Source organism: Paractinoplanes globisporus DSM 43857 (genome assembly GCF_000379645.1).
In the GTDB taxonomy this organism is placed as follows: Bacteria; Actinomycetota; Actinomycetes; order Mycobacteriales; family Micromonosporaceae; genus Actinoplanes; species Actinoplanes globisporus.
The window spans coordinates 879,838-903,888 of record NZ_KB903294.1; the positions used below are offsets into that span (position 1 = coordinate 879,838).

General features: G+C 70.3%; 21 protein-coding genes. 8 read left to right on the forward strand and 13 right to left on the reverse strand.

What is annotated here, in order from left to right; translation table 11 throughout:
• Positions 1–26 precede the first annotated feature (26 nt).
• Positions 27–572: a hypothetical protein gene (locus A3CQ_RS0103940; protein ID WP_026205265.1), complete on the forward strand. Its 546-nt coding sequence runs from the start codon at positions 27–29 to the stop codon at positions 570–572.
• Positions 573–754: 182 nt separating this feature from the next.
• Here A3CQ_RS0103940 and A3CQ_RS0103945 read toward each other — a convergent pair whose 3' ends face one another.
• Together A3CQ_RS0103945 and A3CQ_RS0103950 are read right to left on the reverse strand one after the other, a co-directional pair.
• Positions 755–1,363, reverse strand: a complete 609-nt coding sequence (locus tag A3CQ_RS0103945; protein WP_020509612.1) for a response regulator transcription factor — start codon at positions 1,361–1,363, stop codon at positions 755–757.
• 80 nt (positions 1,364–1,443) lie between these two features.
• Positions 1,444–2,475 (reverse strand): hypothetical protein, encoded by a 1,032-nt coding sequence (locus tag A3CQ_RS0103950; protein WP_026205266.1) that lies wholly within the window; start codon positions 2,473–2,475, stop codon positions 1,444–1,446.
• Between the two features lie 193 nt (positions 2,476–2,668).
• On the opposite strand from A3CQ_RS0103950, the gene A3CQ_RS0103955 reads away from it, so the two are divergent.
• Positions 2,669–7,636: a fibronectin type III domain-containing protein gene (locus A3CQ_RS0103955; protein ID WP_085944283.1), complete on the forward strand. Its 4,968-nt coding sequence runs from the start codon at positions 2,669–2,671 to the stop codon at positions 7,634–7,636.
• An 8-nt stretch (positions 7,637–7,644) separates the two neighbouring features.
• Here the strand turns inward: A3CQ_RS0103955 and A3CQ_RS0103960 are convergent, their stop codons facing one another.
• Positions 7,645–7,959, reverse strand: coding sequence for a putative quinol monooxygenase (locus tag A3CQ_RS0103960; protein WP_026205267.1), 315 nt, complete (start codon positions 7,957–7,959; stop codon positions 7,645–7,647).
• Between the two features lie 72 nt (positions 7,960–8,031).
• Here A3CQ_RS0103960 and A3CQ_RS0103965 point away from each other — a divergent pair, with 72 nt between their 5' ends.
• On the forward strand, positions 8,032–8,964 hold the full coding sequence (locus A3CQ_RS0103965; protein WP_020509615.1) for a GlxA family transcriptional regulator: 933 nt from the start codon (positions 8,032–8,034) through the stop codon (positions 8,962–8,964).
• 165 nt (positions 8,965–9,129) lie between these two features.
• On the opposite strand, the gene A3CQ_RS0103970 is transcribed toward A3CQ_RS0103965, so the two are convergent.
• Positions 9,130–9,369, reverse strand: a complete 240-nt coding sequence (locus A3CQ_RS0103970; protein WP_211216443.1) for a hypothetical protein — start codon at positions 9,367–9,369, stop codon at positions 9,130–9,132.
• A 191-nt stretch (positions 9,370–9,560) separates the two neighbouring features.
• Between A3CQ_RS0103970 and A3CQ_RS0103975 the strand changes: the two genes are divergently transcribed.
• Positions 9,561–10,421, forward strand: coding sequence for an alpha/beta hydrolase family protein (locus A3CQ_RS0103975; protein WP_157295262.1), 861 nt, complete (start codon positions 9,561–9,563; stop codon positions 10,419–10,421).
• On the forward strand, positions 10,360–11,910 hold the full coding sequence (locus A3CQ_RS0103980) for a phytoene desaturase family protein (protein ID WP_020509618.1): 1,551 nt from the start codon (positions 10,360–10,362) through the stop codon (positions 11,908–11,910). Before A3CQ_RS0103975 ends, A3CQ_RS0103980 begins: the two co-directional genes overlap by 62 nt.
• A 7-nt stretch (positions 11,911–11,917) precedes the next feature.
• Here A3CQ_RS0103980 and A3CQ_RS0103985 read toward each other — a convergent pair whose 3' ends face one another.
• The 5 genes from A3CQ_RS0103985 to A3CQ_RS0104005 form a co-directional block, all read right to left on the reverse strand.
• Positions 11,918–12,349: a cupredoxin domain-containing protein gene (locus A3CQ_RS0103985; RefSeq protein ID WP_063713515.1), complete on the reverse strand. Its 432-nt coding sequence runs from the start codon at positions 12,347–12,349 to the stop codon at positions 11,918–11,920.
• 145 nt (positions 12,350–12,494) lie between these two features.
• Complete coding sequence (locus A3CQ_RS0103990; RefSeq protein WP_020509620.1) at positions 12,495–13,748, reverse strand: MFS transporter; 1,254 nt, start codon at positions 13,746–13,748, stop codon at positions 12,495–12,497.
• 41 nt (positions 13,749–13,789) lie between these two features.
• Positions 13,790–14,119 (reverse strand): ferredoxin, encoded by a 330-nt coding sequence (gene fdxA / locus A3CQ_RS0103995; RefSeq protein WP_020509621.1) that lies wholly within the window; start codon positions 14,117–14,119, stop codon positions 13,790–13,792.
• Between the two features lie 33 nt (positions 14,120–14,152).
• Positions 14,153–15,133, reverse strand: a complete 981-nt coding sequence (locus A3CQ_RS0104000; RefSeq protein WP_020509622.1) for an NAD(P)/FAD-dependent oxidoreductase — start codon at positions 15,131–15,133, stop codon at positions 14,153–14,155.
• A gap of 128 nt (positions 15,134–15,261) precedes the next feature.
• The gene (locus tag A3CQ_RS0104005; protein ID WP_020509623.1) at positions 15,262–16,029 is read right to left on the reverse strand and encodes a FadR/GntR family transcriptional regulator; all 768 of its coding nucleotides are present in this window, start codon (positions 16,027–16,029) and stop codon (positions 15,262–15,264) included.
• 93 nt (positions 16,030–16,122) lie between these two features.
• Here A3CQ_RS0104005 and phtC point away from each other — a divergent pair, with 93 nt between their 5' ends.
• On the forward strand, positions 16,123–16,863 hold the full coding sequence (gene phtC, locus A3CQ_RS0104010; RefSeq protein WP_020509624.1) for a 3,4-dihydroxyphthalate decarboxylase: 741 nt from the start codon (positions 16,123–16,125) through the stop codon (positions 16,861–16,863).
• 37 nt (positions 16,864–16,900) lie between these two features.
• Positions 16,901–17,476, forward strand: coding sequence for a cupin domain-containing protein (locus tag A3CQ_RS57035; protein ID WP_020509625.1), 576 nt, complete (start codon positions 16,901–16,903; stop codon positions 17,474–17,476).
• Positions 17,477–17,625: 149 nt separating this feature from the next.
• Here the strand turns inward: A3CQ_RS57035 and A3CQ_RS0104020 are convergent, their stop codons facing one another.
• Positions 17,626–18,615, reverse strand: a complete 990-nt coding sequence (locus A3CQ_RS0104020; RefSeq protein WP_020509626.1) for a substrate-binding domain-containing protein — start codon at positions 18,613–18,615, stop codon at positions 17,626–17,628.
• 91 nt (positions 18,616–18,706) lie between these two features.
• On the opposite strand from A3CQ_RS0104020, the gene A3CQ_RS0104025 reads away from it, so the two are divergent.
• Entirely contained in the window at positions 18,707–19,726 is a 1,020-nt protein-coding gene (locus tag A3CQ_RS0104025; RefSeq protein ID WP_020509627.1) for a cupin domain-containing protein, read from the forward strand.
• A 55-nt stretch (positions 19,727–19,781) separates the two neighbouring features.
• On the opposite strand, the gene A3CQ_RS0104030 is transcribed toward A3CQ_RS0104025, so the two are convergent.
• From A3CQ_RS0104030 to A3CQ_RS0104040, 3 genes are read right to left on the reverse strand one after another with little or no spacing between them, the layout of a single operon-like run.
• Positions 19,782–21,803, reverse strand: a complete 2,022-nt coding sequence (locus A3CQ_RS0104030) for a nitric oxide reductase activation protein NorD (protein WP_020509628.1) — start codon at positions 21,801–21,803, stop codon at positions 19,782–19,784.
• A complete protein-coding gene (locus A3CQ_RS0104035; RefSeq protein WP_020509629.1) occupies positions 21,800–22,594 on the reverse strand; it encodes a CbbQ/NirQ/NorQ/GpvN family protein in 795 nt (264 codons plus the stop codon). The genes A3CQ_RS0104030 and A3CQ_RS0104035 overlap by 4 nt, the downstream gene beginning before the upstream one ends.
• A complete protein-coding gene (locus tag A3CQ_RS0104040) occupies positions 22,594–24,051 on the reverse strand; it encodes a M29 family metallopeptidase (RefSeq protein WP_020509630.1) in 1,458 nt (485 codons plus the stop codon). The genes A3CQ_RS0104035 and A3CQ_RS0104040 overlap by 1 nt, the downstream gene beginning before the upstream one ends.

Below are 24,051 nucleotides of genomic sequence, written 5' to 3' on the forward strand. Positions count from 1 at the left end.
ACGGATCAAAATCAGCAGGAGGAACGATGACGCATCGGCAACGGCTATCGATGATCGTCGTGACATTGCTCGCGACGCTGGGACTCAGCTTCGCGGGTGCGGGTGTGGCCAGTGCCGCCCCGACAGCCCCGGCCGCCCCGGCGCCCGTGGCCGCCCTCGCCACACCGATCACCGGTACGGCCGACAACGGCTCCTTCGCCGGCACCTTCACCCCGGCGAGATTCTCGACGCAGAACGGCAACCTGCTGGCCACCGGCGTGCTGACCGGAACGGTCAGCGACTCGTCCGGCGCCGCCATCGGTACCGTCACCCGCACCGTCAGCATGCCCGTGACCGTCGCCGCGACGACCTGTCAGGTGCTGAACCTCGTCCTCGGGCCGCTGCACCTCGACCTGCTCGGCCTGGTCATCGACCTGAACCAGGTGCACCTGGTAATCACCGCGGTGCAGGCGCCCGGCAACCTGCTCGGTAACCTGCTGTGCGCGATCACCCACCTGCTCGACGGCACCCCGACCGCGGGTGGACTGGCCGCGCTCCTCAACGCCATCCTGGCTCTGCTCGGCCAGCTCTGACACGTTCAGCTCTGACCGGTACCGCCGACGCAGTCGCACCCCGCCAGGTGCGGCTGCGTCGCCGTCGTCGGGCGGGCGGTCGTCGGGCCGCAGCCGGGCCGCCGTCGGGCCGCCGGCCGTCGGGTCGCGGTCGGGCCGCCGGTCGGCGGCCGCTGCCATCGGGCCGGCGTCGTGGGCCGCCGTCATTGGAACCAGCCGGCGCCCTCGGCGAGGCGGACCGCTTCCAGGCGGTTGCGCGCGCCGGTCTTGCGCAGGATCGCCGAGATGTAGTTGCGCACGGTGCCGGTGCTCAGGTGCAGCTCGGCGGCGACCTCGGTGGACGGCATCCCGGACGCGGCCACGCTCAGCACGTTGAGCTCCTGCGGCGACAATGGACTGCGCGGCGCCGCGACCATCGCCACGGCCAGGCTCGCGTCGATGACCCGCTCGCCCCGGACGACCCGGCGGATGCCGCGGACCAGGTCACACGGGGCGGACTGGGTACCGACGACGCCGTCGATGCGCAGGTCGAACGCCCGGTTGAGCAGCACCGACTCGCCCGGGCCGGCCAACGCCAGGATCGCGCAACCGGGCTGTTCGGCGGCGAGCCGGGCGATCGTGGCCAGGCCGTCGCCGGCCAGCAGCACGACGTTGACCACGGCCACGTCCGGCGGCACCGCGCGGGCCATGTCCAGCGCCTGGTCGAGGGCGCCCAGGTCGGCGACCACCTCGAGGTCCTCCTCCAGGGACAACGTCGCGGCCAGGGCGCCGCGAATCAGATTCATGGGTTCGACAAGCAGAATGCGGATCACGATGGCCTCCCAGCCAGGGTCAAAGCTTCAGAACGGCCGAACTGGTGCCGGCCGGTTTCCGGATCCCTGCGGGAGTTGGTTCAGCTAGGAGGTCCCGCGTAGCGGACGGTGCGCCCGCGGGCGATGAGATCGGTGGCCACACGCCGGCCGCCGACGGCCATCTCGGGCCGCCACGACGAGGAGAGGGTGCCCATCGCGGGTGCGTTGCCGCCACCGGAGTCACGTGCTTGCCCGGCGGGAGTCGAGCGGTCGTCCGGTTGCGGCAGCGGGGCCGGGAGGGGCGTCCGCGGCGCGGCCGGGAACCGTGTCCGCGGTTGAGCCTGTGCCGCCGGCGGCTCGGTCACGCCGGACAGCCCGAATGCCGGCGGCTCGGTCACGCCAGACAGCCCGGGTGCCGACGCGAAGGCCGGCGCTTGCACGAGCGGACGCACCTGACCCGGCACCGGCGGCATGAGCGGCGGGTGCGGCACAGGGGCGCTGAACAGCGCCACGGTTCGGGTCATCATCGGCGCCCAGGCCTGCGGGAGTGCGGGCGGCTGCGGCCACGAGGGAAGCTGAGGCCGTGCGGTGAACCGGGGCAACGACGGCAGCTGCGGCAGAGCGGGAAGTTCGGCCTGCCGCAAATCGGGCAGCTCGGCAACCTCGGGCAAGGCAGACCGCTGGACGGAAGTCAACGCTTTCTGCCGGACAATCGCGGTCCGCACCGCATCCGACGTGGGCGCGCGGAGCTTCGATGCCCGCACCTGCACCCGCCGCACTGCCTCCCCGGCCCGGATGCTCGGCGCCTGGATCCTTCTCGTTGTCTGAATCTTCGGGGCGTGGATCTTCGTCGGCGCATGAATCTTCGGCGAGTGGATCTCGGGCTTTTTGATCGTCGGCCGTGGGTGGGCCTTCGGAATGGTCAGCTTCTTTTCCGCTATGACCTTTCCGGCGCCGCCTCCGGCGCCGGCGCCGCCTCCGACGCCGGCGTCGACGGCCTTGACCGAGTCGGCCGGATCCGTTGCGCCAATGTGATCAATCGACCCCACATCGGCCCGCGCCGCGTGATCGAAAAGGCTCAGCACGAGATACACCGCAACAACCGCGCCGAGCAGCACAAGCAGACGGACCACGCGCCGAGTCACCCCGGGCGCACGGTCCTCTTCCTGCGCAATCCCACCCCGCATTCGGACTTGGTTACCCATTCCCGGCAAGCACACACACAGCCGCCCGCGGCAATTACTACTTTCCGCCGCTTATCCGATTTATTCGGGCTACCTTCAGACGGCGCTGCCCTCGCACCCACACGGTCCTGCGGAGGCCCCCATGAGCTCTCCGATGCCCTCGGCCCGACGCCGACGCGGCTCCTGGCTGGCCCGGGCCGGCGTCGCGACGATCTCCATCTTCGCCGCCGCGACCGGCCAGGCCGTATTCGCCGAGGCCGCGCCGCCGGACGCCGCGGTGGCCAGGATCGCTACGGCCCTCGCCGACCCGCCACCGGTGCCCACCGGCGCGGTCGCCTCGGTCACGGTCACGCCCACGCCCGGATCCACGACCGTGGAGGTGACCTGGGAGCCGCTGGACCCGGCCGGCTGGAACGGCAGCCAGATCGAGGCGTACGAGGTTCACATCATCGCCCCGGACGACGCGCACCCGACCAACGGCTGCGACGCCCTCATCGCGGACACGTCCTGCATCTTCGTCACCGACAAGGCCGGGGTCTACACGGCCACGGTCGCCGCACACAACGAGACGGGCACCAGCGCCGACTCGACCCAGGACACCGCGACCCTCGTGCTCGATCCGCCGGCCGGCCCGGTTGCCAACCTCGCCGCGGTCAGCACGTACGACCAGAACAACGACCGGGCCGACGTCGGCGTGACCTGGGACGCCCTCTCCCCCGGCGCCTGGAATGTCGGCAGCCAGTACTACCACGTGACCATCGATCCACCGGATGGTATGACCGCCAACCCCGCCTGGTGCCCGGGCAACTTCCCAGAGGGCGACGACTCCTGCCACTTCACCACCACCGGCGCCGGGCTCTACACGATCCGGGTCGCGCCGGCCAACGAGGCCGGGGAGGGCACCGCGGCCGAAACGACCGTCGACGTGGAACTGAGGCCGGGCGCCGCGGTCGGCAACCTCACGCTGGCACCACGCGACGGCGCCGGCCTCGTGGGAGTCTCCTGGGAGCCGCTGCCCGAGGACGACTGGAACGGCGAGACGCACCATTACGACGTACAGATAGCACCCTCCGGCGACGGCGTGCTCGACGACGACTGCCGGCGCTGGGCCGACGAAGACGCCACGTCGGCCACCGGCTGCTCCTTCAAGGTCGACGCCACCGACACCTACACGGTCACGGTGACCGCCGTGAACGAGCTCGGCTCCAGCACGCACTCCACCAGCCGCGACATCTCGGTGACGCTCGGCGGGCCGACCGGGCCGGTGGACGATCTCACGGTCCACACCCAACCGGGATCGGGGGTCGTCGAGGTCAGCTGGACCCCGCTCGCCGAGAACGCCTGGAACGGCGCCCTGACCAGGTACTACAGCGTCGCCGCGACCGGACCGGGCGGCGAGACGGTCACCGACCTGGGCACCTGCGCGCAACTGCTCGACGGCGCGAACTCAAGCTGTTCGTTCCTCGCCGCCGCGCCCGGGAACTACCAGGTCCAGATCGTGGCCATGAGCGAGGGCGGCGTCAGCACGGCCGCCGGAGCGAACATCCAGGTCGTCCTGGCGCCGACCGGCACGGTCGGGCCGGTCGACATCACCAACACGCCGGGCACCGGCGAGGTGGAGCTCTCCTGGGATCAGATGACCGACGGCTGGGGCGGCGCCCAGCAGCGGAAGTACGAGGTCACCATCACCGGCGGCGGCACGCTGACCGACAACACCTGCGACTCGGTGCCCGACGGACCCGAGCCGTCCTGCTCGTTCACGGCCGGCTCGCCGGGCCCGTTCACGGTTGTCGTGAAGGCCGCCGACGAGGTCGGCGCCGCGCCCGGCGGAGCCTCCGCCGACGGGCTCATCGAGCTCGCGCCGACCGCCACCGTGAGCGGCCTGACCGCCGTCGCCGACCCGGACACCTCGACGGTGACCGTGCAGTGGACGAAGCTCGACGACGGCGACTGGCGGGGCAACGCCAGCCGGGCATACCGAGTGTCGGTCGACGGCCCGGACGGCACCGTGCTCTCCGGCGACGCGTGCACAGCCGCCGACATTCCCGACTCGGAAACCCCGGGCTGTTCCTTCCAGGCCACGCGCGGCGGCCACTACACCGTGACGGTCGTCCCCGTCACCGAAAGCGGCGTCGGCATCGGCGGCCCGGCGACCGCCACCGCCGACCTTGTGCTCGCGCCGGCCGTACCGCTCGCGACCGTGACCGGCCTGCGGGTGGAGCCGACGACCGGGACCGCCACCATCCCGGTCGGCTGGGACGCGATTCCGGCCGACGACGACGCCTGGGGCGGCGCGCTCACCACGCACAACTACATCGTGACCATCAGCGGGCCGGACGACGCGACCATCGATCCCGGCACCTGCACCACCGTCTCGTCCGCGTCGTGCCAGTTCTCGACCGACCGAGGCGGCGACTACACCGTTCAGGTCGCGCTCGGCAACGAGGCCGGGACCAGCCCGAACACCGCGAGCGACACCGGGCACCTCACGCTCGCCGCCCCCTCGGGCCAGGTCGGACCGGTGACGGTGAACATCATCGACGGATCCGCTGTCGACCTGAGCTGGCCCTCGCTGGCCGACAGCGACTGGAACGCGGGCGAGACACGCTCGTACGCGGTCACGATCGACGGTGGCCTGCACCTGGTCGAGAACAACTGCGACTCGGTCCCGGCGCCGGAGACCTCCTGCTCCTTCGCGGCCGACACCTCGGGCCCGTTCACGGTCACGGTCAAGGCCGTCAACGAGGCCGGCACCGCCGCCACCGGCGCGTCGGCCGGCGGCACCGTCGTCGTCGCACCGAGCGCCGGCGTTTCCGGCCTGCACACGAACACCTCGATGAACTCTCCGACCGTCACCGTCGGCTGGGACCAGCTGACGACCGGCTGGGAGAGCGGCACCGAGAAGACGTACGCGGTCAGCGTGGAAGGGCCGTTCGACGCGACCCTGTCCAACGACTCGTGCACGATGGAGCCGGTGGGCGACGACGCATCGCCGAGCTGCACGTTCGACGTGAGCGAGGGCGGCGACTACGTCGTCTACGTGCAGCCGCAGAACGAGGGCGGCCTGGGACCGGTCGCCGACGAGACCGCACACGTCACGCTCAAGCCGATCGCCACGGTCACCGGCGTGACGGTCACGGCCTTACCGGGCTCCTCGACGGTCAACGTCGGATGGGACCGCCTGGCGGACAACGACTGGAACGGCGGCGCCACCCACCACTACGTGATCACGCTCCAGGCGCCGCCGAATGCGGTCCTCGGCGACAACACATGCACCACAGTGGACGATGAGGCCGATCCGCACTGCGGCTTCACCACCGACACCCCGGGCGCGTACGCGGCTCAGGTCTTGGCGGTCAACGAGGCCGGCGCGGCCGACACTCCCGGCACTGGTACCGCCACTCTGGCCTCCGGGATCCCCGCGGCCGCCACCCTCGTCACCGGGGCGAGCGGCGTCAACGCCATCACCGCATCGTGGACGGCGGCGGTGACCACCAGCCTCGCCGGGGTCAGCTCCTACACCGTCAGCGCCGTCGCGGACGGGTACCCGGACAGGACCTGCGCCGGCACCGTGACGGCCAGCCCCTGCACGATCACCGACGTGGCCGCCGGCGTGCCGTACACCGTACGCGTGGTGGCCAACGGCCCGGGCGGAAGCTCGTCGCCGGCCGACAGCGCCGAGGAGGTCGTACCGGCCGGCACGCCGAAGGCTCCGGTCGAGGTGCCCTCGGACGCGGTTCCGGCCGGTACCGGCACCGCCCAGCCCGGCGCCGGCATCACCATCACCGGCAGCGGCTACGCGCCCTTCTCAACCGTCGTGTTGTCGCTGTTCAGCGTCCCGGTGTCGCTCGGCACGGCGATCGCCGACGCGAACGGCGCCATCTCGGTCACCGTCAACCTGCCGCCGGGCACGCCCACCGGCGGCCACACGCTGCTCGCCACCGGCCTCGACGCCAACGGCGACGTCCTCAACCTCGCCAAGTCGGTCGCGGTCACGGCGGCCACCCCGGCGCCGACCACATCGACGCTCCCCATCGGTGTCGTCACGTCCCTCGCCATCAAGCAGGTCGCTGCGGATACTCGCGATGCCGTCGTGACCTGGGCACCCGGCCAGGTTTCCTGGGGCACCGGCGTCCGCCGCACCTTCCAGGTCAGCGTGAGCGGGCCGGCCGGCGCCCGGATCACCGGCTCCTGCACGGAGACGGTCGACGGCGCCGCCACGTCGTGCGGGTTCACCACCGATACAAACGGCATCTATGCCGTACGCGTCACCGCCGGCACTGAAGCCGGTCGGAGCAGCCAGTTCGCCACGGCCGGCGGGACTGTCACCGTCGCGCCGGGCGCACCGACCAAGGTCACCGGCGTGCCGGGCGCCAACTCGATCCGGGTGAGCTGGCAGCCGCCGGCCTCGGCGGGCGCGGGAGTCGACGGATACCAGGTCACGGTGACCGCGCCCTACTACCCGGTCCGCGGCTGCGACTCGGCCACGCACAGCCCGTGCACCATCACCGGCCTCGCCGCCGGCGTCCGGTACGTGGCCCGGGTGGTGGCCACCGGCAGCGGCGGCAACTCGCCGACGGCCTCCTCGGCAAGCACCATCATTCCGACCGGAGAGGTGTACGTGCCGTCGGCCGTGCCGTCGAACGCCGTGGACAACGGCAGCCGGACGGCCCGGCCGGGCGCCCGGGTCGTCATCAACGGGGCCGGCTACCGGCCCGGGACCAGGGTGCGGATGACGCTCTTCCCGGGCGGCATCTCGCTCGGCGCCACCAACGCGTCGGCGAAGGGCACCGTGTCCATCGGTGTGACCATGCCGGCGAAGGGTTCGTTCACCGTGCTCACCACGGGCCTCGCCAACGGCGGCCGGGTGCGCTACCTGGCCACGGCCCTGCACCTGGCCGGGGTGACAGGCGGCCCGCTCACGGCCCACCTGGTGACCGGCACGGGGACGACGAGCTCGTCCGCGTCCGACCTGGCCGTCACCGGGGCCGGCACCGGGCCCCTCCTTCTGGCCGGCTTCCTCATGATCACGACAGGGCTGGTGCTGGTCACCACGAGAACACGTCCGCGGCGTACGGCCCCGAGGCACGCCCACCGATCGCGCGGCTGACCCCGGCCTCAGGCGGGCACCTTGGCGGCGAGCACGTCGGCCGGCAGGATCTCCGGCGGCACGACGAGCAGGCGCTCGGCGTTGGCCATCAGGGCGGCGGCGATCGCTCCGTTGATGTGGGCCTGACGGGCGTCCTCGTCCGGGAACGCATCGACGATCCAGAACGTCGCCGGGTCGGTGCGCAGGGCGAACCACACGACCGTGCCGGCCTCGTCGTTGGCGAGCCCGAGCGCCCCGACGAGCAGGTCGGCCACCTCCTGCTCGAACCCGGGCTTGGCGACGAGTCTGGCGACGTACGCAAGGCTGGTTTTGTTGGTAGTCACACCGAACACGCTAGGCCGTCCGCCGGCGCCTGGCAGGTGGCGGAAACGACAACATCCGATACCGTACGCGACATGCGCATCGGACTGCTGATGAACGACGGATGTTTCGCCTCCGGAGTGGCCGCGCTGCTCGACGTGCTCGGCACCGCGGACGCCGTGCGGGCCGATGTCGACCCGTCGATCCCGGCCATCGAGACGGTCCTTGCCGGTCCGAAGAGGACGGTCCATCTCGGATCGGGGCTCAGCGTCAAGACCCAGCGCCCCCTCACCGAGCTCGACGACCTCGACATCGTGGTCGTGCCGGCGATGGGCACCATGACCGGGCCGGCCACGGAGGCGGCCCTCGACAGCCGAGCCGGTCAAGCGCTGGTGCGGGCGCTGCGCTCGGTCGATCCCGGTCGGGTGCGGTTCGCGGCCGCGTGCACGGGCGTCTTCCCGCTCGCCGCCAGCGGACTGGCCGACGGTCGCCGGGTCACCACCACCTGGTTCCTGGCCGGCGCGTTCCGGCGCCGGTTCCCGGCGGTCTCGCTCGACCTGGACAGCATGGTCGTCCGCGACGGCGGGGTGATCACGGCCGGGGCCGCGTTCGCGCACATCGACCTCGCGCTCACGCTGGTCCGCGCGGTGAGCGGCGACCTCGCCCGGCAGGTCGCCCGGCTGCTCGTGATCGACGAACGCCCGTCGCAGGCGGCCTACGTCGCGTACGACCAGATGGCCCACGACGATCAGCTGGTGCTGGCCTTCGAGCGGCACGCCCGCAAGCATCTGGCCGAGCCGTTCGACGTGACGCTCGCCGCCGCCGCGATCGGGGTGACCCGCCGGACCCTCGAGCGCCGCACCAAGCAGGCGCTCGGCCTGAGCCCGCTGGGCGTGATCCACCGGCTGCGTCTCCAGCAGGCCGAGTACCTGCGACGCACCGGCGACCTGAGCGTCGAACAGATAGCCCGCCACGTCGGCTACGCGAACGCGGCAACGCTACGAAGCCTGCAACGCCGCCACCGGTGAACGCAGGGCGAGTGCGGTCTTTCACCGCACTCGGCTCCGGAGGTCGACGCGGAACAGCCGCACGGCCGGGCCGGAGTGCGCGGCTGGCGGCCGGCCGTCACCGCCGGTCAAGCATCCTAGGATCCTGGTATGTAGACCCTTCCGAGGCCCGGTCGTCGTCCCGAATCAACGCGGCGCCCGGGAACGCAACTTCCTGATTCCGGCGATGAGCAGCACCAGGCCCACAATGCCCACGACCAGGCCGATCCACAGCCATTGGGACTCGCCGTTCATCCCTCCGCTGCCGCCCATCGCGCCGGAACCCTGCAGGCTCCAGACCACCCCGACCAAGAGAAGCAACGCCCCGCCAACCACCCGTAGCCAGACCATCAGACATTCCGCCGATTCGATCGAATGACTCCCCACCCGGGGATTTGTAGAACCGTGGCAACGTCGCCGCCGCACGTCTGCAACCCTGACACCACCTCGGCCGGCCAACAAGCTCCGCGATGGTCATCGGGGCAGCGCAATCGTTTGTCGCCATGTCTTGATTCCGGAGAGATTGCTGGCCTAGCCTCCGAGGACACGGAGTTGCAATCGATTGCGGAGACGTGCTCATGCGGATCGAAACCGACGACCTCGCCGACTACTTCCTGGCCGAGACGCTGGACGGCCTCTACACGCCGTACGCGCTGCGCATGCCGGCCGGCGACGGACCGCACCCGTTCGTGTTCGTCGCCTACGGCAACGGCGGTGGCGGCCTGGAATGGCTGCGCGACCGGGTGCACCGCTTCCGCCACGTCACCGACGTACTGCTCGAGGCCGGGTACGCGTGCGCGTGGACCCGCTACCGCACCGAGGTCGAGCTCGGTTACGAGACCGGCGGGGAACTGCGCACCGACGTACGGCAGGGAATGGAATTGATGAGCCGGGCGCCGCTGGAGTACGAGGACGAGGTCGCCATCCTCCGCCATGTGGCCAAACTGCCCGGCATCGACGGCGATCGGCTGTTCCACCTCGGCGTCAGCCACGCCGGCGAGATGCTGTTCAAGCTGCTCTCGCAGTATCACGGCCTGCTCCGGGCCGGGGTCGCCGCCGAACCCGCCTCGCACGAGCTGCTCACGCTGAACCTTCACGACGACGAAAAGGTCAGCGTGACCGATGGTCTGCGTGACATCGAGACCCTCGAGATGCGCAGCGTCGAGCGGGCCCGCCGCGCGATCACCGACCCGGACGAGGTGTCCCGGCGACTCGACGGCGTCGACATCCCGGTCCTGGTGCTGGGCCGCGAGCAGGACGAGCTGCAGGGCATCTTCCGGCTCACGTACGAGTTGCTCGCCGAGAAGCGGGCCGACGCGGAGTGGCGCACGTGGAGCCACGACATCCACGGCTACATCTATCCGGAGGGCGAGCCCGATGACGTCCAGCGCGAAGCCCTCGAGGTCATCGTCGACTTCTTCGACCGCCACCGAGGCTGATGTCGTCGTCATCGGCGCGGGTCACAACGGCCTGGTCAGCGCCGCGTACCTGGCCGAGGCCGGGCTGCGGGTGCTGGTGCTCGAGGCGGGCCACCTCCCCGGCGGGAATACGGTCACCGAGGAACTGACGCTGCCCGGCTTCGCCCACGACTCGTGCTCGTCGGCGCACGTGCTCATCCAGTCCAACCCGCTGCTGGCCGACGACGAGCTCGGGCTGCTGTCGCGGTGGGGGCTGCGCTATGTGCACCCCGATCCGGCCGTGGTGCTCCCCCGCGCCGATGGCCAGACCATTGTGGTGCATCGCGACCTGGACAGCACGGCCAATGAGATAGGCAAATGGTCTGACGCCGACGCCTCGGCGTTCCGCGAGCTGATCGGGGAGTGGAACGGCGGCCTGGCGGCGGCTCACGGCCGTTGGTCGTCCGGCTTTCCGGCAGACCATGACGGGTACGAAAAATTGCGCGCCCGGTCGGCGTGGGACGTCATCCACGAACGGTTCGGGCATCCCGCCGTACGCGATCTGATGGTCTGGTTGTCCTTCGCCACCATTCAGGATCCGCGCCGGCCCGGCACCGGCGTCCTGCCGTCCTCGATCACCGCGGGCCGCCTGCGGTTCGGCTGGTCCACACCGATCGGTGGGTCCGGGGCGCTGCCGGCCGCGCTGATCCGCCTCCTGGAAGCACGCGGCGGCGCGGTGTTGTGCGATGCCGCGGTGGAGCGGATCGAGACGCGGGCCGGCCGGGCGGTCGCGGTGCACACCGCCGACGGTCGCCGCATCGCCGCCCGCCGTGCCGTGCTGAGCAGCGCCAATCTGGCCAGGCTGCCGCAGATGCTGGAGGCCGTGCCCGACGACCTCGCCGCCGCGAATGCCGCCTGGCGGCCCGGGCTGAGCGTCTTCGCCGTGCACGCGGCGCTGACGGGAAACCTGACCACCCGGTCGGCCGCGGCCGGGCTGGGGAGCACCGAGGGGATCGCGCGCCAGCTCGACGCGTTCTACCGCGGCGAGACGGACGCGACCGACCCGTGGCTCCTGGTCGTGAACCAGACGGTGGTCGACCCCTCCCGGGCGCCCGCCGGCGCGGGAACCTTCAAGATCCTGACGGTCGCGCCGTGGGACCGCGCCGACGGCAACGACTGGGCAGAGGCCAAGCATGGGTACGCCGAGCAGATCGTGCAGCGCGTCCGCGAGCGGATCGGCGGCCTCGAGCCGGACGACATCCTCGCGATGCGCACGGAGTCGCCGCGCGACGTGGCCGCGCACAACACCCACAACCTCGGCGGCTCGTGTCACGGCGGCGAGTTCGTCCTGCCGGACGGGCAGTGGCTGGCCGGCTGGCCGTCCTACGCCACCGGGATCGACGGGCTGTTCCTGACCGGCTCGACCAGCCATCCGGGCGGCAGCGTGAGTGGGCGGCCCGGCCGCAACGCCGCGCGCGCCGTGCTCACCGCGCTCGGGATGGATCCGGCCGAGGTGATGAGCTCCCGCTGACCGCCCGCTATTTCACCTCGATCGATCCCTTCATGAACGGATGGATCGAGCAGTGGTAGGTCAGGGTGCCCCCGGTCGCGAAGGTGTGCTCGTAGGTCTGACCGGCGCCCAGAGCCTGGGACGTGAACGAGTTGTCGTCCGCGGTGACCGTGTGGTCGGTGGAGTCGTCGAACTTCCAGGTGACGGAGGTCCCCGGGGAGACGGTCAGGGTGGCCGGGTTGAAGGCGAAGTTGTCGATCTCGACAGTGGAACTACCGGCGGCCGAAGCCGGCCCCGCCGAGGCCGCCCCGGCCGATGCCGATGCCGGGGGCGGCGTGGCGGTCGCCGACGGCGTGGCTGACGAACTCGGGCAGCCGGAGATGGCGCCGGCCACCACGAGCAGACTCGCGGCCACCAGCGGATGACGCCGGTACGTGAACGATGCCGTTGTCCCTTTCATGGAAACCTCCCGCAGCGTGGTGCTGGGACATCGAGAGGCCGCCGGCCGGGGCTGATGGCCTGACGGTACGCGCAACAGTCCGCATCCGGCAGATTGACCAGGCGTGACGTCGAACCCATCTGGCAGGCCCGACCATGATGCCCGATCAGGCTGGTTGAGAGGCGGCCTCGGGCTCGGCCGGCTGATCGAGGCGGGTGAGCATCGGATAGAGGGCCAGACCAATGGCCAGCGTGGGTATGCCGCCGACGAGCAGGCTCCAGCGGGCGCCGAGGTTCTGGCCCACCCACCCGACGATCGGACCACCGATCGGCGTCGAGCCGACCCAGGCCAGGGCCCACAGGGCCATCACCCGGCCACGCATCTCGGCGCGGGCGGTCATCTGCAGGGCGATCTTCCCGTACGAGTTGAACGTGATGCTGCCGTAGCCGACGAACAGGAGCACGACGTACTCGACCGTGAGGGTCGGCGCGAGAGCCGCGACGGTGATGGCGAGGCCCCACCCGATCGCGGAGAGGGCAAGCGCGCGGGTGCCGATGTGCTTGCGGGACGCCGAGACCAGGCCCCCGGCGACCGCGCCCGCGCCCATCACCGAGGTCATCGCGCCGTAGGTGCCGGCCCCGCCGTGGAACGTGGCGCTGGCCAGCAGCGGCAGGCTCACCTGGAACTCCCACGCGAGCATGCCGACGATCGCGACCATCAGCAGCGGAAAGAGCAGTCGCGGGGTGTGCGCGACGTACCGGAAGCCCTCCCGGACCTGGCGTGGGGCGCGCGGCGCCCGGGGTGGCCGGGCAACCGTGGCGGTGTTCATCAGCGCCGTGGTCAGCACGACGACCAGGAACGACACCCCGTTGAGAGCGAAGCAGAGGGCAAGGCCCAGACCGGCGGCGATGATGCCGCCGGCCGCGGCGCCGAAGATGCGGGCCGCGTTGATGGTGATGGAATTGAGCAGGACCGCGTTCGACAGGCGGTCCCGGTCGACCAGGTCCGAGATCATCGATTGGCGGGTCGGATTGTCGAACACATTGGCCAGGCCGAAGCCGACGGCCAGCACGTAGACCATCCACAGCCGGATGACGCCGGTGCCGATCAGCAGCGCGAAGATGCCGGCCAGCGTGGCCGCGGCGATCTGGGTGGCGTACAACAGCTTGCACCGGTCGAATCGGTCGGCGGCCACGCCGCCCCACGGGCCGAGCAGGAAGACCGGGGCGTAGCGGGCGGCGACGGTGAGACCGAGTGCCGTGCCGGAGCCGGTGAGCTGCAGGACCAGGAACGACTGGGCGACCGTCTGCATCCAGTTGCCCATCACCGAGGCCAGCTGGCCGACGAAGAACAACCGGTAGTTGGGGACTGCGAGAGAGCTGAACATGTGCCGGCCGAACGACGACGACCGGTTCACCATGCGCACTCCCTCTAGTTGTAAAAGATCATACCTTTTTAAGGTCAGGACATCGCGGCCAGAGGCGCGTCCGCCTCGACGCGGCCCAGACCGCTCGCTCCTCCGGGCGAACCGAGCGGCTGGTCCCGCCCGGGCAGCACCGACTCGAAGAACGCCACGTTGTCGTCGCGCCAGGGCCGGTTCGGCTCCGTCAACGGGAGGTCGGACGCGATCGCGGTGACCGGGCAGACCGCCTCGCAGGCGCCGCAGTCGATGCACTCCCGGGGGTTGATGTACATCTTGCGGCCGCCCTCGTAGATGCAGTCGACGGGACATTCCTCGATGCACGACTTGTCGAGCACGTCGAGGCACGCGCCGGTGACGAAGAAGGGCATGGCGTCTCCCTTTAGAGGTCAGATGGCAGACAATCAGGCGATGGCGGTCGAGTGACCGGGGAAGAGCGAGGCCGACGGGTCGCCGGCCACATACGCGTTGTTGACCGCGAGCGCGGCCTCGCCGAAACCGACCGAGATCAGTCGCACCTTGCCCGGGTACTCGGTGACGTCGCCCGCCGCGTAGATGCCGGGGACCTCGGTCGACATCGTCGAGTCGACGATGATGTGCCGGTCGACGATCCGCAGGCCCCAGCGGGTGAGCGGGCCGAGGTCGGCGGTGAAGCCGAGCGCCGCCACGACCCGGGAGCAGTCGATCTCGTGCAATTCGCCGGAGGCGGTGTCGCGCAGGATCGCCCGGCGCACCGACCGGTCGCCGGAGAGGGCGTGGACGACGAACGGCGTACGGACCAGCGCGTCCGACCGGTGCAGCTCGGCCACCGACGCCTCGTGCGCGGTGAACCGGTCGCGGCGGTGGATCAGGGTGACCGACCTGGCGACGGGCTGAAGGGCCAGTGCCCAGTCCACCGCGCTGTCCCCGCCGCCGACGACCAGCACGTCGTGGCCCGCGTAGGCATCGAGGTCGGTCACGAAGTAGTCGACACCGCGGCCGAGGAACTCCGCCCCGACCGGCAGCGGGCGTGGCTTGAAGGTGCCGATGCCGGCCGCCAGCACGATCGAACGCGTGACGATCTCGGTTCCACTCGTGAGGCGCAGCAGGATCCGGCCGTCGTCGAGCCGGGTGATCTCGTCCGCCGACTGGCCGAGCAGCCAGCGCGGCGAGTAGGCCGAGGCCTGCTGGAGCAGATTGCGGACCAGTTCGCGGCCGCGGATGCCGGGCAGCCCGGCGACGTCGTGGATGAGCTTCTCCGGATAGAGCGCGGCGACCTGACCGCCGGGCTCGGGCAGCGAGTCGACCACGGCGGTCGTCATGCCGCGGAACCCGGCGTAGTAGGCGGCGTAGAGCCCGACCGGCCCCGCGCCGACCACGACCAGGTCGACCTCGTCACCACTCATCGATACCTCCTCGCAATGGTCTAACCATTCGACCATAAGGAGGTTCGGAGCGCAAGACGGCCCGGAACAGCCGTGCACGGAAAAGGCCGCCGCGCGGAGAAGCGCGGCGGCCCGGGAGATCCGGGGGCTCAGTCGTTGTCGCGGGCCGCCTTGGCCCGGCCGACCCGGCGAGCGGTCCGGTCGAGGTGTGCCCGCATGATCTGCTCGGCCTCCTCGACGTCGCGCCGGGCCACCGCCTCGACGAAATCGCGGTGCTCGTTGGTGCCCCGCACGCCCATCAGCGGCGCCGCCACCTGGGCCTCGCGCAGCGACATGAGCAACGGCCCGTGGAACGAATGGACCAGCATCTCTATGGCCGCGTTGTGCGTACACGCCGCCACCCGGACGTGGAAGGCGGCCGACATCTGCATCGTGTACTCGCCCTTTTTGAGCGCGTCCTGATGCTCGGCGACCATCGCCCGCAGCTCGGCGATGTCGCGTTCGTCGGCCCGCGCCACAACGAGCGGGATGATGCCCAGCTCGAAGACCTGCCGCGCCTCGGTCACCTCGGCCGCGGTCAGCGGGGACAGGCTGATCAGGTCGGCCAGCCCGGTGCCCAGCTTGGTGGAGTTGGGCGTCGTCACGATCGCCCCGCCGCGCGCGCCGACGCGGATCTCGATCAGGCCGCCGGCCTCGAGCACCCGCATCGCCTCGCGCACCGTCACGCGGCTGACGCCCATCTGGTCGCCCAGGTCGCGCTCGCTCGGCAGCCGGTCGCCGGGGCGCAGCTGCTCGGTGCGGATCAGACTGCGGATCTGCTCGACGATGGCCTCGGACATGCGGTTGGACGACACCGTCTTGAACAACCGGGGATCGCCTCTGACCGGCTCCCGGGGGGCGACCACACCCTCGCTCATGTTGATTCCTTTACTGGAGGGCTAGTCTGTCCCCCGCATTGTAGTTGTTAAAGGTTAGACCAGCAGTCCACTAATGTGCCCATCATGTCAGACATGACGGAGGATCCGACCACCACCGGGGTAGCGGAGACGATCGCCACCGCCTGCCGCGTGATGGCGGCATGCGGACTGGTCGAACACGTGCTGGGTCACATCAGTGCACGTCAAAGCGACACCCATCTTCTCGTACGATGCCGGGGCCCGCGAGAGGCAGGCCTGGCCGCGACCGAGCCGGCCGATGTTCGGCGGGTGCCGATGGCCGGTTCGGTGGGCGAGCTTAGCGGCTGGACCGCTCCGAACGAGTTGGTTATCCACAGGGCGGTTTTGCACAGGCGCCCTGAGGCGACAGCGGTCGTCCACGCCCATCCCCCGGCCGTCGTCGCCGCCTCGCTGCTCGACGAGCCACTGGTGCCGATCTATGGGGCGTACGACATCCCGGGCGCGCGGATGGCCGCCGACGGCATCCCGATGTGGGACCGCTCGGCCCTGATCACCACCGATGACCTCGCCGCGGGGATGACCGACGCGCTCGCCGACCGGCCGGTGGTGATCCTGCGCGGGCACGGCCTGGTCAGCGTGGCCGGCGGCGATCCGGTGACCGCGGTCAGGACCGCGGTGCTGCAGGCGGTCGCGGTCGACACGCTGGCCCGGATGACCCTCGCGGTGCGGCAGGCGGGCGGCACGCCGCGCCCGATCAGCGACGACGACCTGGCGGCGCTGCCCGACCTCGGCGGCGGCTTCAACGTCGAGACGATGTGGCGGCATCTGTTGACACGGCTCCCGAGGCGAGTTTGACTGTCCAATGGACTGACCATTAGCCAGGAGGCCCCGCATGCGCGACGACTATCTCAAAGGCGTGATCTCCAGCGAGAAGAGGAACCTCGACTTCTCCGAGATCGCCGCCCGCGACGAGTTCAACAAGCAACATCCGCCCACCAAGGGCCTGGTCGTCGAGGACGACCTGCGGAAGATGGACCTGCCGGCGCGGCCGTGGCGCAAGAACAAGGGGCACTACTTCGACCTGGCCGACTACGAGGTGCTCGGCGCGCACATCTCCGAGCTCATGCCGGGCCGCAACTCGGTGCGCCACCGGCACACCACCGAGGCCTATCTCTACGTGGTCAAGGGCCACGGCTTCTCGCTGATCAACTATGACGACGAGCCGATCGAGGCGGTCGAGTGGCAGGAGGGGACGCTCTTCGCGCCGCCTCGCTGGGCCTGGCACCAGCACTTCAACCTGGACACCGAGGACACGTCGCGCTATCTGGCGATCCAGGACACCGGGCTGCTGCGCACGATGCGCCTGCACAACATCGAGCGGCACGCCGTGCAGCTCACCCCCGAGGACGCCCAGAAGGTGCTCGAGGAAGCGATCAAGCAGGGCCGGGGACACAACATCAAGCGCTGAGCGAGCTTCGCAACGAGACTCGGGCCGGGCTGTTTCCCCGGCCCGTTCCCGTGACCCGTGACGCGTAGGTTCGCGCGGCCCTTCCGCGGGCCGCCCGCCGGGCCGAGCCGCGCGTCTCGGCGCGGCCTCTCCCTCAGCCCGGCCGCTGGTCAGACCACTACCTTCGTCATGATGCCCTTTGGAAAGACCTCTTCGGGGTCGACCAGTTTGTGCGCGATCCCCTGCTGATGGGCGTAGGTCAGCAGCTGGCTGAACGTCGCGCGGTTGGCCTCGATCCCGTACGGGAAGGGGTCACCGCCGAACTGGTCGCGCATCTGCCGGCCGTAGGTCGCGAGCCAGGGCAGCGGATAGCGCGAGACCGCCGGGTCGAGCAACCGCTCGACGCTGCGGTTCTTCGACTCCAGGAACGCGTTGTAGAGGTTCCGCGCAACCCAGGGGTTGTCCTCGAGGATCGCCCGCTTCATGGCGATCAGATGCATGATCGGCCAGACCCCGGTCGTCGCGTAGTAGCCGGCCTCCATCTCCTGATAGTCCGGGTAGAGCCGCACCACGTCAGGGTGGCCCTGCAGGAAGGAGTCCGGCGGGCGGGCGATGATCGCGCAGTCGATGTCGCCGGCCGCCAGCAGGTCGGACAGCGACCGGTCAGGCACCCGGGTCAGCCGGACGCCGTCCGGCAGCGAGAGCTCGACCTTCTCCACCCGGCCGGGCGCGTTCGCGCCGGCCTGATACCAGTGCACCTCGTCGAGCTTCACCCCGACCTCGTTGTGCAGCCAGCCCCGCATGTACACGGCGGCCGAGTGGGCCCACTCCGGAGATCCCACCCGCCGGCCACGCAGGTCGTCGACCGTACGGATGCCGCTCTTCTTGTTCACGTAGAACGACCCGAACCGGAACAGCCGCGAGCAGATCACCGGGAGCCCGACGATGTCCGGGTCGTCGCGGGTGACCTGGGCGGCGAACTTGGCGATGGAGAGTTCGGCGACGTCCCACTCCCGGTTGGCGGTGAACCGGGCGAAAACCTCGTGGTGGCCGAGAACCGACCAGGTGTGGTCGATTCCCTGGGCGGTGACCGTGCCGAGCCGGAAGTCGCGGAAGTGGTCGTAGTCGGTGGTGGCGATGCTCAGGTGCAGGTTTCCCACAGGTTTCCTCCGGACCCTTTAATGGTTAGACCATCAGTCCTATACTGACGGCGGACTGATGGCAAGGTGCTAGAGAGAGCGAGCAGCCAGCATGGGCAAGGGACGCGTCTTCGTCCGAGGCTTGGACTCGGAGACCTACGGGCTCAACCACTTCCGGCAGGAGCAGCTCGCGGCCGAGCGGGTCCGCGACGACTCGGTGGTCGTCGACACCGGCGACAGCGCCGCCCACTCCGGCGACTCGGCCAAGTCGCGCACCTGGTGGCGGATCGGCCCCGGCGACGACCCGTTCCTCACCCAGACCGTGCAGATCCACTTCGTGGAGCTCCCGCCGGACAGCGCCAACCGCGGCCACGGCCACCAGAACGAGGCCGCCTTCTACATCCTCGAGGGCCGCGGTTACGAGATCCACGACGACCAGAAGTACGACTGGAAGCAGGGCGACCTGGTCTTCGTGCACACCGACTCGGTGCACCGGCACTACAACCCGTACGACGAACGCGCGGTTTGCCTGGTCATGAAGGCCAAGTCGACCTGGATGTTCATGGGCCTGATCCAGCAGGGCCGCAGTGGCCCGATCGACCGCCCGGAGGAGTTCGGGGAGCGCGAGGACTGGACCCGCATCTGGACCCCCGGCGTGCTGGACCGTAAGAAGGTCATAACGTCAGAGGACGGGCAGTGGGAGACCACGCCGATGGGCCACATCCGGGTGATGAACTCCAAGGAGCAGACCGACCACCGCCAGTTCTCGGTCGACGTCCAAGAACAGAAGATCCCGGCCGGCGGCCGGTCGGGCAAGTACTGGAAGATGGCCGACGAGGTCGTCTACGTGCTCGAGGGCTCCGGCTACTCGCTGCACTGGGAGGTCGAGGCGGAGATCGCCGAGCGCTACTACGCCCGGTTCGCCAAGGAGCCCACCCGCCACGAGATCACCGAGGGCGACACCCTCTACGTCCCGCAGAACACGATCGTCCAGCATTTCGCCGCCGACGGGACGCCGCTGCACCTGCTGTCGGTGCAGAACCGCATCTTCAAGTACCTCGGCTACGACAACGTCCACTACTTCGAGAACGCCCCCGAGTACGAGGCGGAGGCGGCCGCCGTCGCCGGCTGACACGCGTTGCCCGAACGGCCTCCCGGCGCGCTCCGCGGGAGGCCGTTCCGGTCGCTCAGGCGGCGCGGGCCACCAGATAGAGCGAGGCAAGGGCGCCCGGGAGGTCGAGAGCGTTGTTGATGACGTGGTATTCCTGCGGATCGCACATGCCGGCCAGGTAGTCGCCGCCGGCCGGGTCGATGGTGACCAGGTAGGGGCGGACGCCGACCTGACGGGCCTCCCGCATGGCGCGGGCGGTGTCGGCCACCGCGTACGAGAGGACGGCCGCATCCCCGTACTGCTGGCCGTAGTCGAGGTCGTAGGGGCGGCCGTCCGAGACGATCAGCAGGATCTTCGTCGCGGCGTCCGAGCCGCGCAGCAGCGACGTCAGGTGCCGGATGGGCGGGCCCATCCGCGTCGTGTGGTCGGGGACGAGCCCGGCCAGCCGGTGGATCATCGCCGGCGTCCGGCGCTCGTCGAGGCCCTTCACCACCGACACCCGGACGTCGTCGCGGCCGCCGCCGGAGAAGCCGTATATGCCGTAGACGTCGCCGACCAGGTCGAGGGCCTCCAGCAGCAGGGACACCGCGTCGCGCTGCAGGTCGAGGATCCGCTTGGCCGGAACCGTGCCGGGGAGGCGTTCGGCGGTCGACGAGCTGAGGTCGATCGCCACCGCCACGGCCACGTCCCGGCGCCGGTCCTGGACGCTGACGAAGACGCGGTCGCTCGGCTCCACCCCCGTACGCAGGTCGATGAGGGCGTCGATGCACGCGTCGAGGTCGAGGTCGTCGCCGTGGCGGCTGCGCCGGACGAAGTCGCGGCCCGCCGGGCGCACCCGGGAGAGCTGGGCGACCAGGCCCGGCAGCAGATGTCCGTGCCGGGCCAGCGCCCCGCGATGGCTCCGGTCGTATGCCGGGCGGGTCTGCGCGGCGGGCCGCCGCTGACGCACCAGCGTCCAGTCGTTCAGGTAGTGGCCGGCCACCGAGTCCCACTCCGGGTAGACGAACTCGTCCCGCCCGTGGGCGTGCAGGTGGCCGTGGACGTGGTCATGGTCGTCGTCGAGATCCGGGCCGTGGTCGTGCGGCAGCGGCTCGGGCGGCGTGTCCGGCCGGTCAGTGGCGGTCACGTCGACGCCGCCGCGCTCGGCTTGGATGGACCGTTCGACCATTCCGTCGGTGTCCTCGTCGGAGGAATCGACCGCCTCATCGGGTGTCATCCGCAGAATGGCTTCCTGCAACGGCATTCCCGACGCCTGCTGACCGGCATAGCGGGGCCCGGGCACGTCCCGGTAGCGCACCGGGTGGAAGCGGACGTCGAACTTCTCGTCGCCCTCCAGCCGGATCTCCTTCTCCCCCAGCCGGAACCACGAATCGTCCCGATCGGACTCCGCCTCGGCAAAGGAGAACGGACGAACACTGCGCTGGACGCCGACGTTCGGAAGACCGGCCAGCACCTGGTAGATGCGGATCGCGGCCTCCACGGAGGACTCGGCGCCGGCCGCCGGTGACTCGAGCGCGCGGGCCACGACGGTCACCCGGGCCAGCGAATCCGCCAGGGCGGAAGGGGCCATGACGTCGCGGGCGCCCAGGCTGAGGCGTACCAAGGCCTCGGCAATGGCCGCACGCGGCGGCAGAAGCGTGAGGTCCGGCCGGTTTTCCAGTGCTTCACGCCGCACCGCACGGAAGGCGGGGGCCAGGCCGGGGAATCGGCGCACGGCCGCGGCATCGATACGCAGATCCTCCAGTACGGCGTAGACCTCGACCGCGAGCGCGGAGCGCCCGAACAAGCGGGTGAACTGCTCCAACGCGGGCAGCGACCGGTCGGCGGCCGGCCGGATGCGCCGGAACAGCGGCTCCGGCCGGTCGAGGTCGAGGCGGAACGTGCCCATCGCGTGATGCAGGGCGCGATGGGTCAGCGCGACGTCGTACCACCGGTCGACCGGCGGCGCCGTGGCCGGCAGCCGGACGGTTGTCGCCGTGTCCGGGTGCTGCCAGAGGTCGGCGTCATCGGCGTACGGGGAAAGCTCGCACCTTCGCCCCGAGAGGGCCCGGAAATACAGCGTGAGAGCCTGCTGCGCGGGCTCGAACTGCGGTCTCATCGAGGAAAGACCGCCGAAGCGACCTTGCGCACCGCCTCCTGGATCTCCGCGTCGTCGCTGATCGCCTGGACCAGCGCGACGTCGCAGGCCCGCTGGGGCGGCACGCCCTTGCGGATCAGAGCACCCACGTAGATGAGCAAGCGGGTGCTCGGACCGTCGATCAGGTCGGCCTCGTCGAGGTTGCGCAGCCGGTCGCCGAGGAAGGCCAGCGACTCGGCGGTGGCGGAGTCGACGCCCGCCTCGTGCGCGATGATCGTCGCCTCCTGCTCGGCCACCGGGTAGTCGAACTCGATGGCCATGAACCGCTGCCGGGTGCTGGGTTTCAGGTCCTTCGCGGACGCCTGGTAACCCGGGTTGTAGGAGACGACCAGCAGGAAGTCACGGTGTGCGGTCAGCGAGACGCCGAGGCGCTCGATCGGGAGCGTCCGCCGGTAGTCGGTGAGCGAATGCAGGATGACCGTGGTGTCCTTCCGGGCCTCCACCACCTCGTCGAGGTAGCACATCGCGCCCGTGCGGACCGCCTGGGTGAGCGGCCCGTCCAGCCAGGTCGTGCCGTCGGCGGCCAGCAGATAACGCCCGACCAGGTCGGCCGCGGTCATGTCGTCGTGGCAGGAGACGGTCACCAGCTCGTGGGCCAACTGCCAGGCCATATATTCGACGAACCTGGTCTTTCCGCAGCCGGTAGGACCTTTGAGCAGCACCGGGATGCGCTCCTCGTAGGCCGCCCGGAACAGCTCGACCTCGTCGCCGGCGGGCAGGTAGAACGGCGCATCCAGCACAAGCTCGGACATCAGGCGAACTCTCCCCGCTGCTCCCGCTCGATCCAGGCCACCGGGTCGGGCGCGTAGTCCCGCCGGTAGTCGCCCGGGAAGTTGATGCCGGGCAGGGCGGGGATCCAGTCGTACTCCAGGTGTTCGGTGCCGCCGAGGCTGCTCGCCAGCCGGACCACCCGGGGATGGTCGAGCGCCGCGATCCGGCCCTTGTCGATAAGCGTGACCCACTCACCGGTGTCCCGGCGCTTGATCTTGTAGGTCGCGAAGAGGTTGTGCACGTGCGGGAAATGCATGGTCGGCAGCTTGTTCCGCTTGGCGTAGTCGAGGAAGGTCTGGTCCCAGTGCTCGGCGCCGAACCCGAAGTGGATGACGCCGGCCTGGGCCCGCTCGGGCAGGTTGGTCCAGGAGTCGTTGTACTTCCAGAGCGTCTCGATCTGCCGGTAGCTCTTCGGGTTGGTGCCGATCGAGGCGTCGTTGAAATACGCCCAGCCCTTGTACGGGAATCCGGGGTACTGGACGTCGCGGTAGCGCTCGACCACCTCGCGCCAGAGGTCGCCGTACCGGCCACCCCCCGAGATGTCCGAGATCATCCCGCCCTCGATCGTGATCTGGATGTGCGGGTAGTAGCCGGTGTGGTTGCTCGTCCCGCCGATCACGCCGTTGAGCGTCGGCATGAGCTCCTTCGCCTCGCGCAGGAACGTCTCCGCCGGGTGACCGAAGCGGATGCCCTGGATGGTCGAGCCGAGGATGTGCCCGGAGATGTACGCGCCCTTGGGCCACAGCGCGGCCTGCGCCTCACTGACCTTCCAACCGATGTCCGTGCCCTCAGGACTGGTGATACGAACCTCTGACGCATTGCGGAACGCGTCCACCACCATCAGGTCGACCGTCCGCCAGATCTCGTCCGGCACCCCGTTCGCCCGCGAGATGAAGTCCTCGTACGTCGAGTACACCCAGTTGTTGCGGATGCGCTTGCCGGCCGCCCGTTTCCAGTGCGACCGCCCGGCCTCCCCCGCGTACACGCCCGTGAAGCCGGGCCGGTCGTCGAGGAACTTCTTGAGCGCGGCCGCCGCCACGTTGAACTCCACGCCCTCCTCGATCATCGGCGGCAGCCGGTCGGTGATCTCGCGCCAGCCGTCGGCCGCGCTGTACTCGCGCACCTCCATGCCGAGGTCGGTGACGTCGATCCGGTCGACCTTGGCCACGCCCAGTTCGAGCAGGGCCCGGCGCAGCGCCTCGAACACGAGCTCGTGCTGGTGCGGGAAGGTGACGATGAGCAGCTCGTCGCCCGGCCGTACGTCGCCGAGCGCGGAGCGGCCGTAACGCCGCCGCACGTGCGCGCGGGCCAGCGGCATCAGCTCCTCGATGTCGTCGGTGCGGTCCTGGAGCAGGTAGCGGGGAAAGCGGGGAGCGGGGAACTCGTAGCCGTCGAGGGGCGCGGGGACGCCTGGCGCTTGCAGGGCGGACGTGGTCAA

Excerpts from the sequence above, each read along its gene's own strand:
- A3CQ_RS0103980 (WP_020509618.1), top strand. The coding sequence starts at position 10,360 with ATGACGTCCAGCGCGAAGCCCTCGAGGTCATCGTCGACTTCTTCGACC.
- A3CQ_RS0103955 (WP_085944283.1), top strand. The coding sequence starts at position 2,669 with ATGAGCTCTCCGATGCCCTCGGCCCGACGCCGACGCGGCTCCTGGCTG.
- A3CQ_RS0103985 (WP_063713515.1), bottom strand. The coding sequence starts at position 12,349 with ATGAAAGGGACAACGGCATCGTTCACGTACCGGCGTCATCCGCTGGTG.
- A3CQ_RS0104005 (WP_020509623.1), bottom strand. The coding sequence starts at position 16,029 with ATGAGCGAGGGTGTGGTCGCCCCCCGGGAGCCGGTCAGAGGCGATCCC.
- phtC (WP_020509624.1), top strand. The coding sequence starts at position 16,123 with ATGACGGAGGATCCGACCACCACCGGGGTAGCGGAGACGATCGCCACC.
- A3CQ_RS0103975 (WP_157295262.1), top strand. The coding sequence starts at position 9,561 with ATGCGGATCGAAACCGACGACCTCGCCGACTACTTCCTGGCCGAGACG.
- A3CQ_RS0103965 (WP_020509615.1), top strand. The coding sequence starts at position 8,032 with ATGCGCATCGGACTGCTGATGAACGACGGATGTTTCGCCTCCGGAGTG.
- A3CQ_RS0103990 (WP_020509620.1), bottom strand. The coding sequence starts at position 13,748 with ATGGTGAACCGGTCGTCGTCGTTCGGCCGGCACATGTTCAGCTCTCTC.
- A3CQ_RS0104035 (WP_020509629.1), bottom strand. The coding sequence starts at position 22,594 with ATGTCCGAGCTTGTGCTGGATGCGCCGTTCTACCTGCCCGCCGGCGAC.
- fdxA (WP_020509621.1), bottom strand. The coding sequence starts at position 14,119 with ATGCCCTTCTTCGTCACCGGCGCGTGCCTCGACGTGCTCGACAAGTCG.
- A3CQ_RS0104030 (WP_020509628.1), bottom strand. The coding sequence starts at position 21,803 with ATGAGACCGCAGTTCGAGCCCGCGCAGCAGGCTCTCACGCTGTATTTC.
- A3CQ_RS57035 (WP_020509625.1), top strand. The coding sequence starts at position 16,901 with ATGCGCGACGACTATCTCAAAGGCGTGATCTCCAGCGAGAAGAGGAAC.
- A3CQ_RS0104000 (WP_020509622.1), bottom strand. The coding sequence starts at position 15,133 with ATGAGTGGTGACGAGGTCGACCTGGTCGTGGTCGGCGCGGGGCCGGTC.
- A3CQ_RS0103940 (WP_026205265.1), top strand. The coding sequence starts at position 27 with ATGACGCATCGGCAACGGCTATCGATGATCGTCGTGACATTGCTCGCG.
- A3CQ_RS0104025 (WP_020509627.1), top strand. The coding sequence starts at position 18,707 with ATGGGCAAGGGACGCGTCTTCGTCCGAGGCTTGGACTCGGAGACCTAC.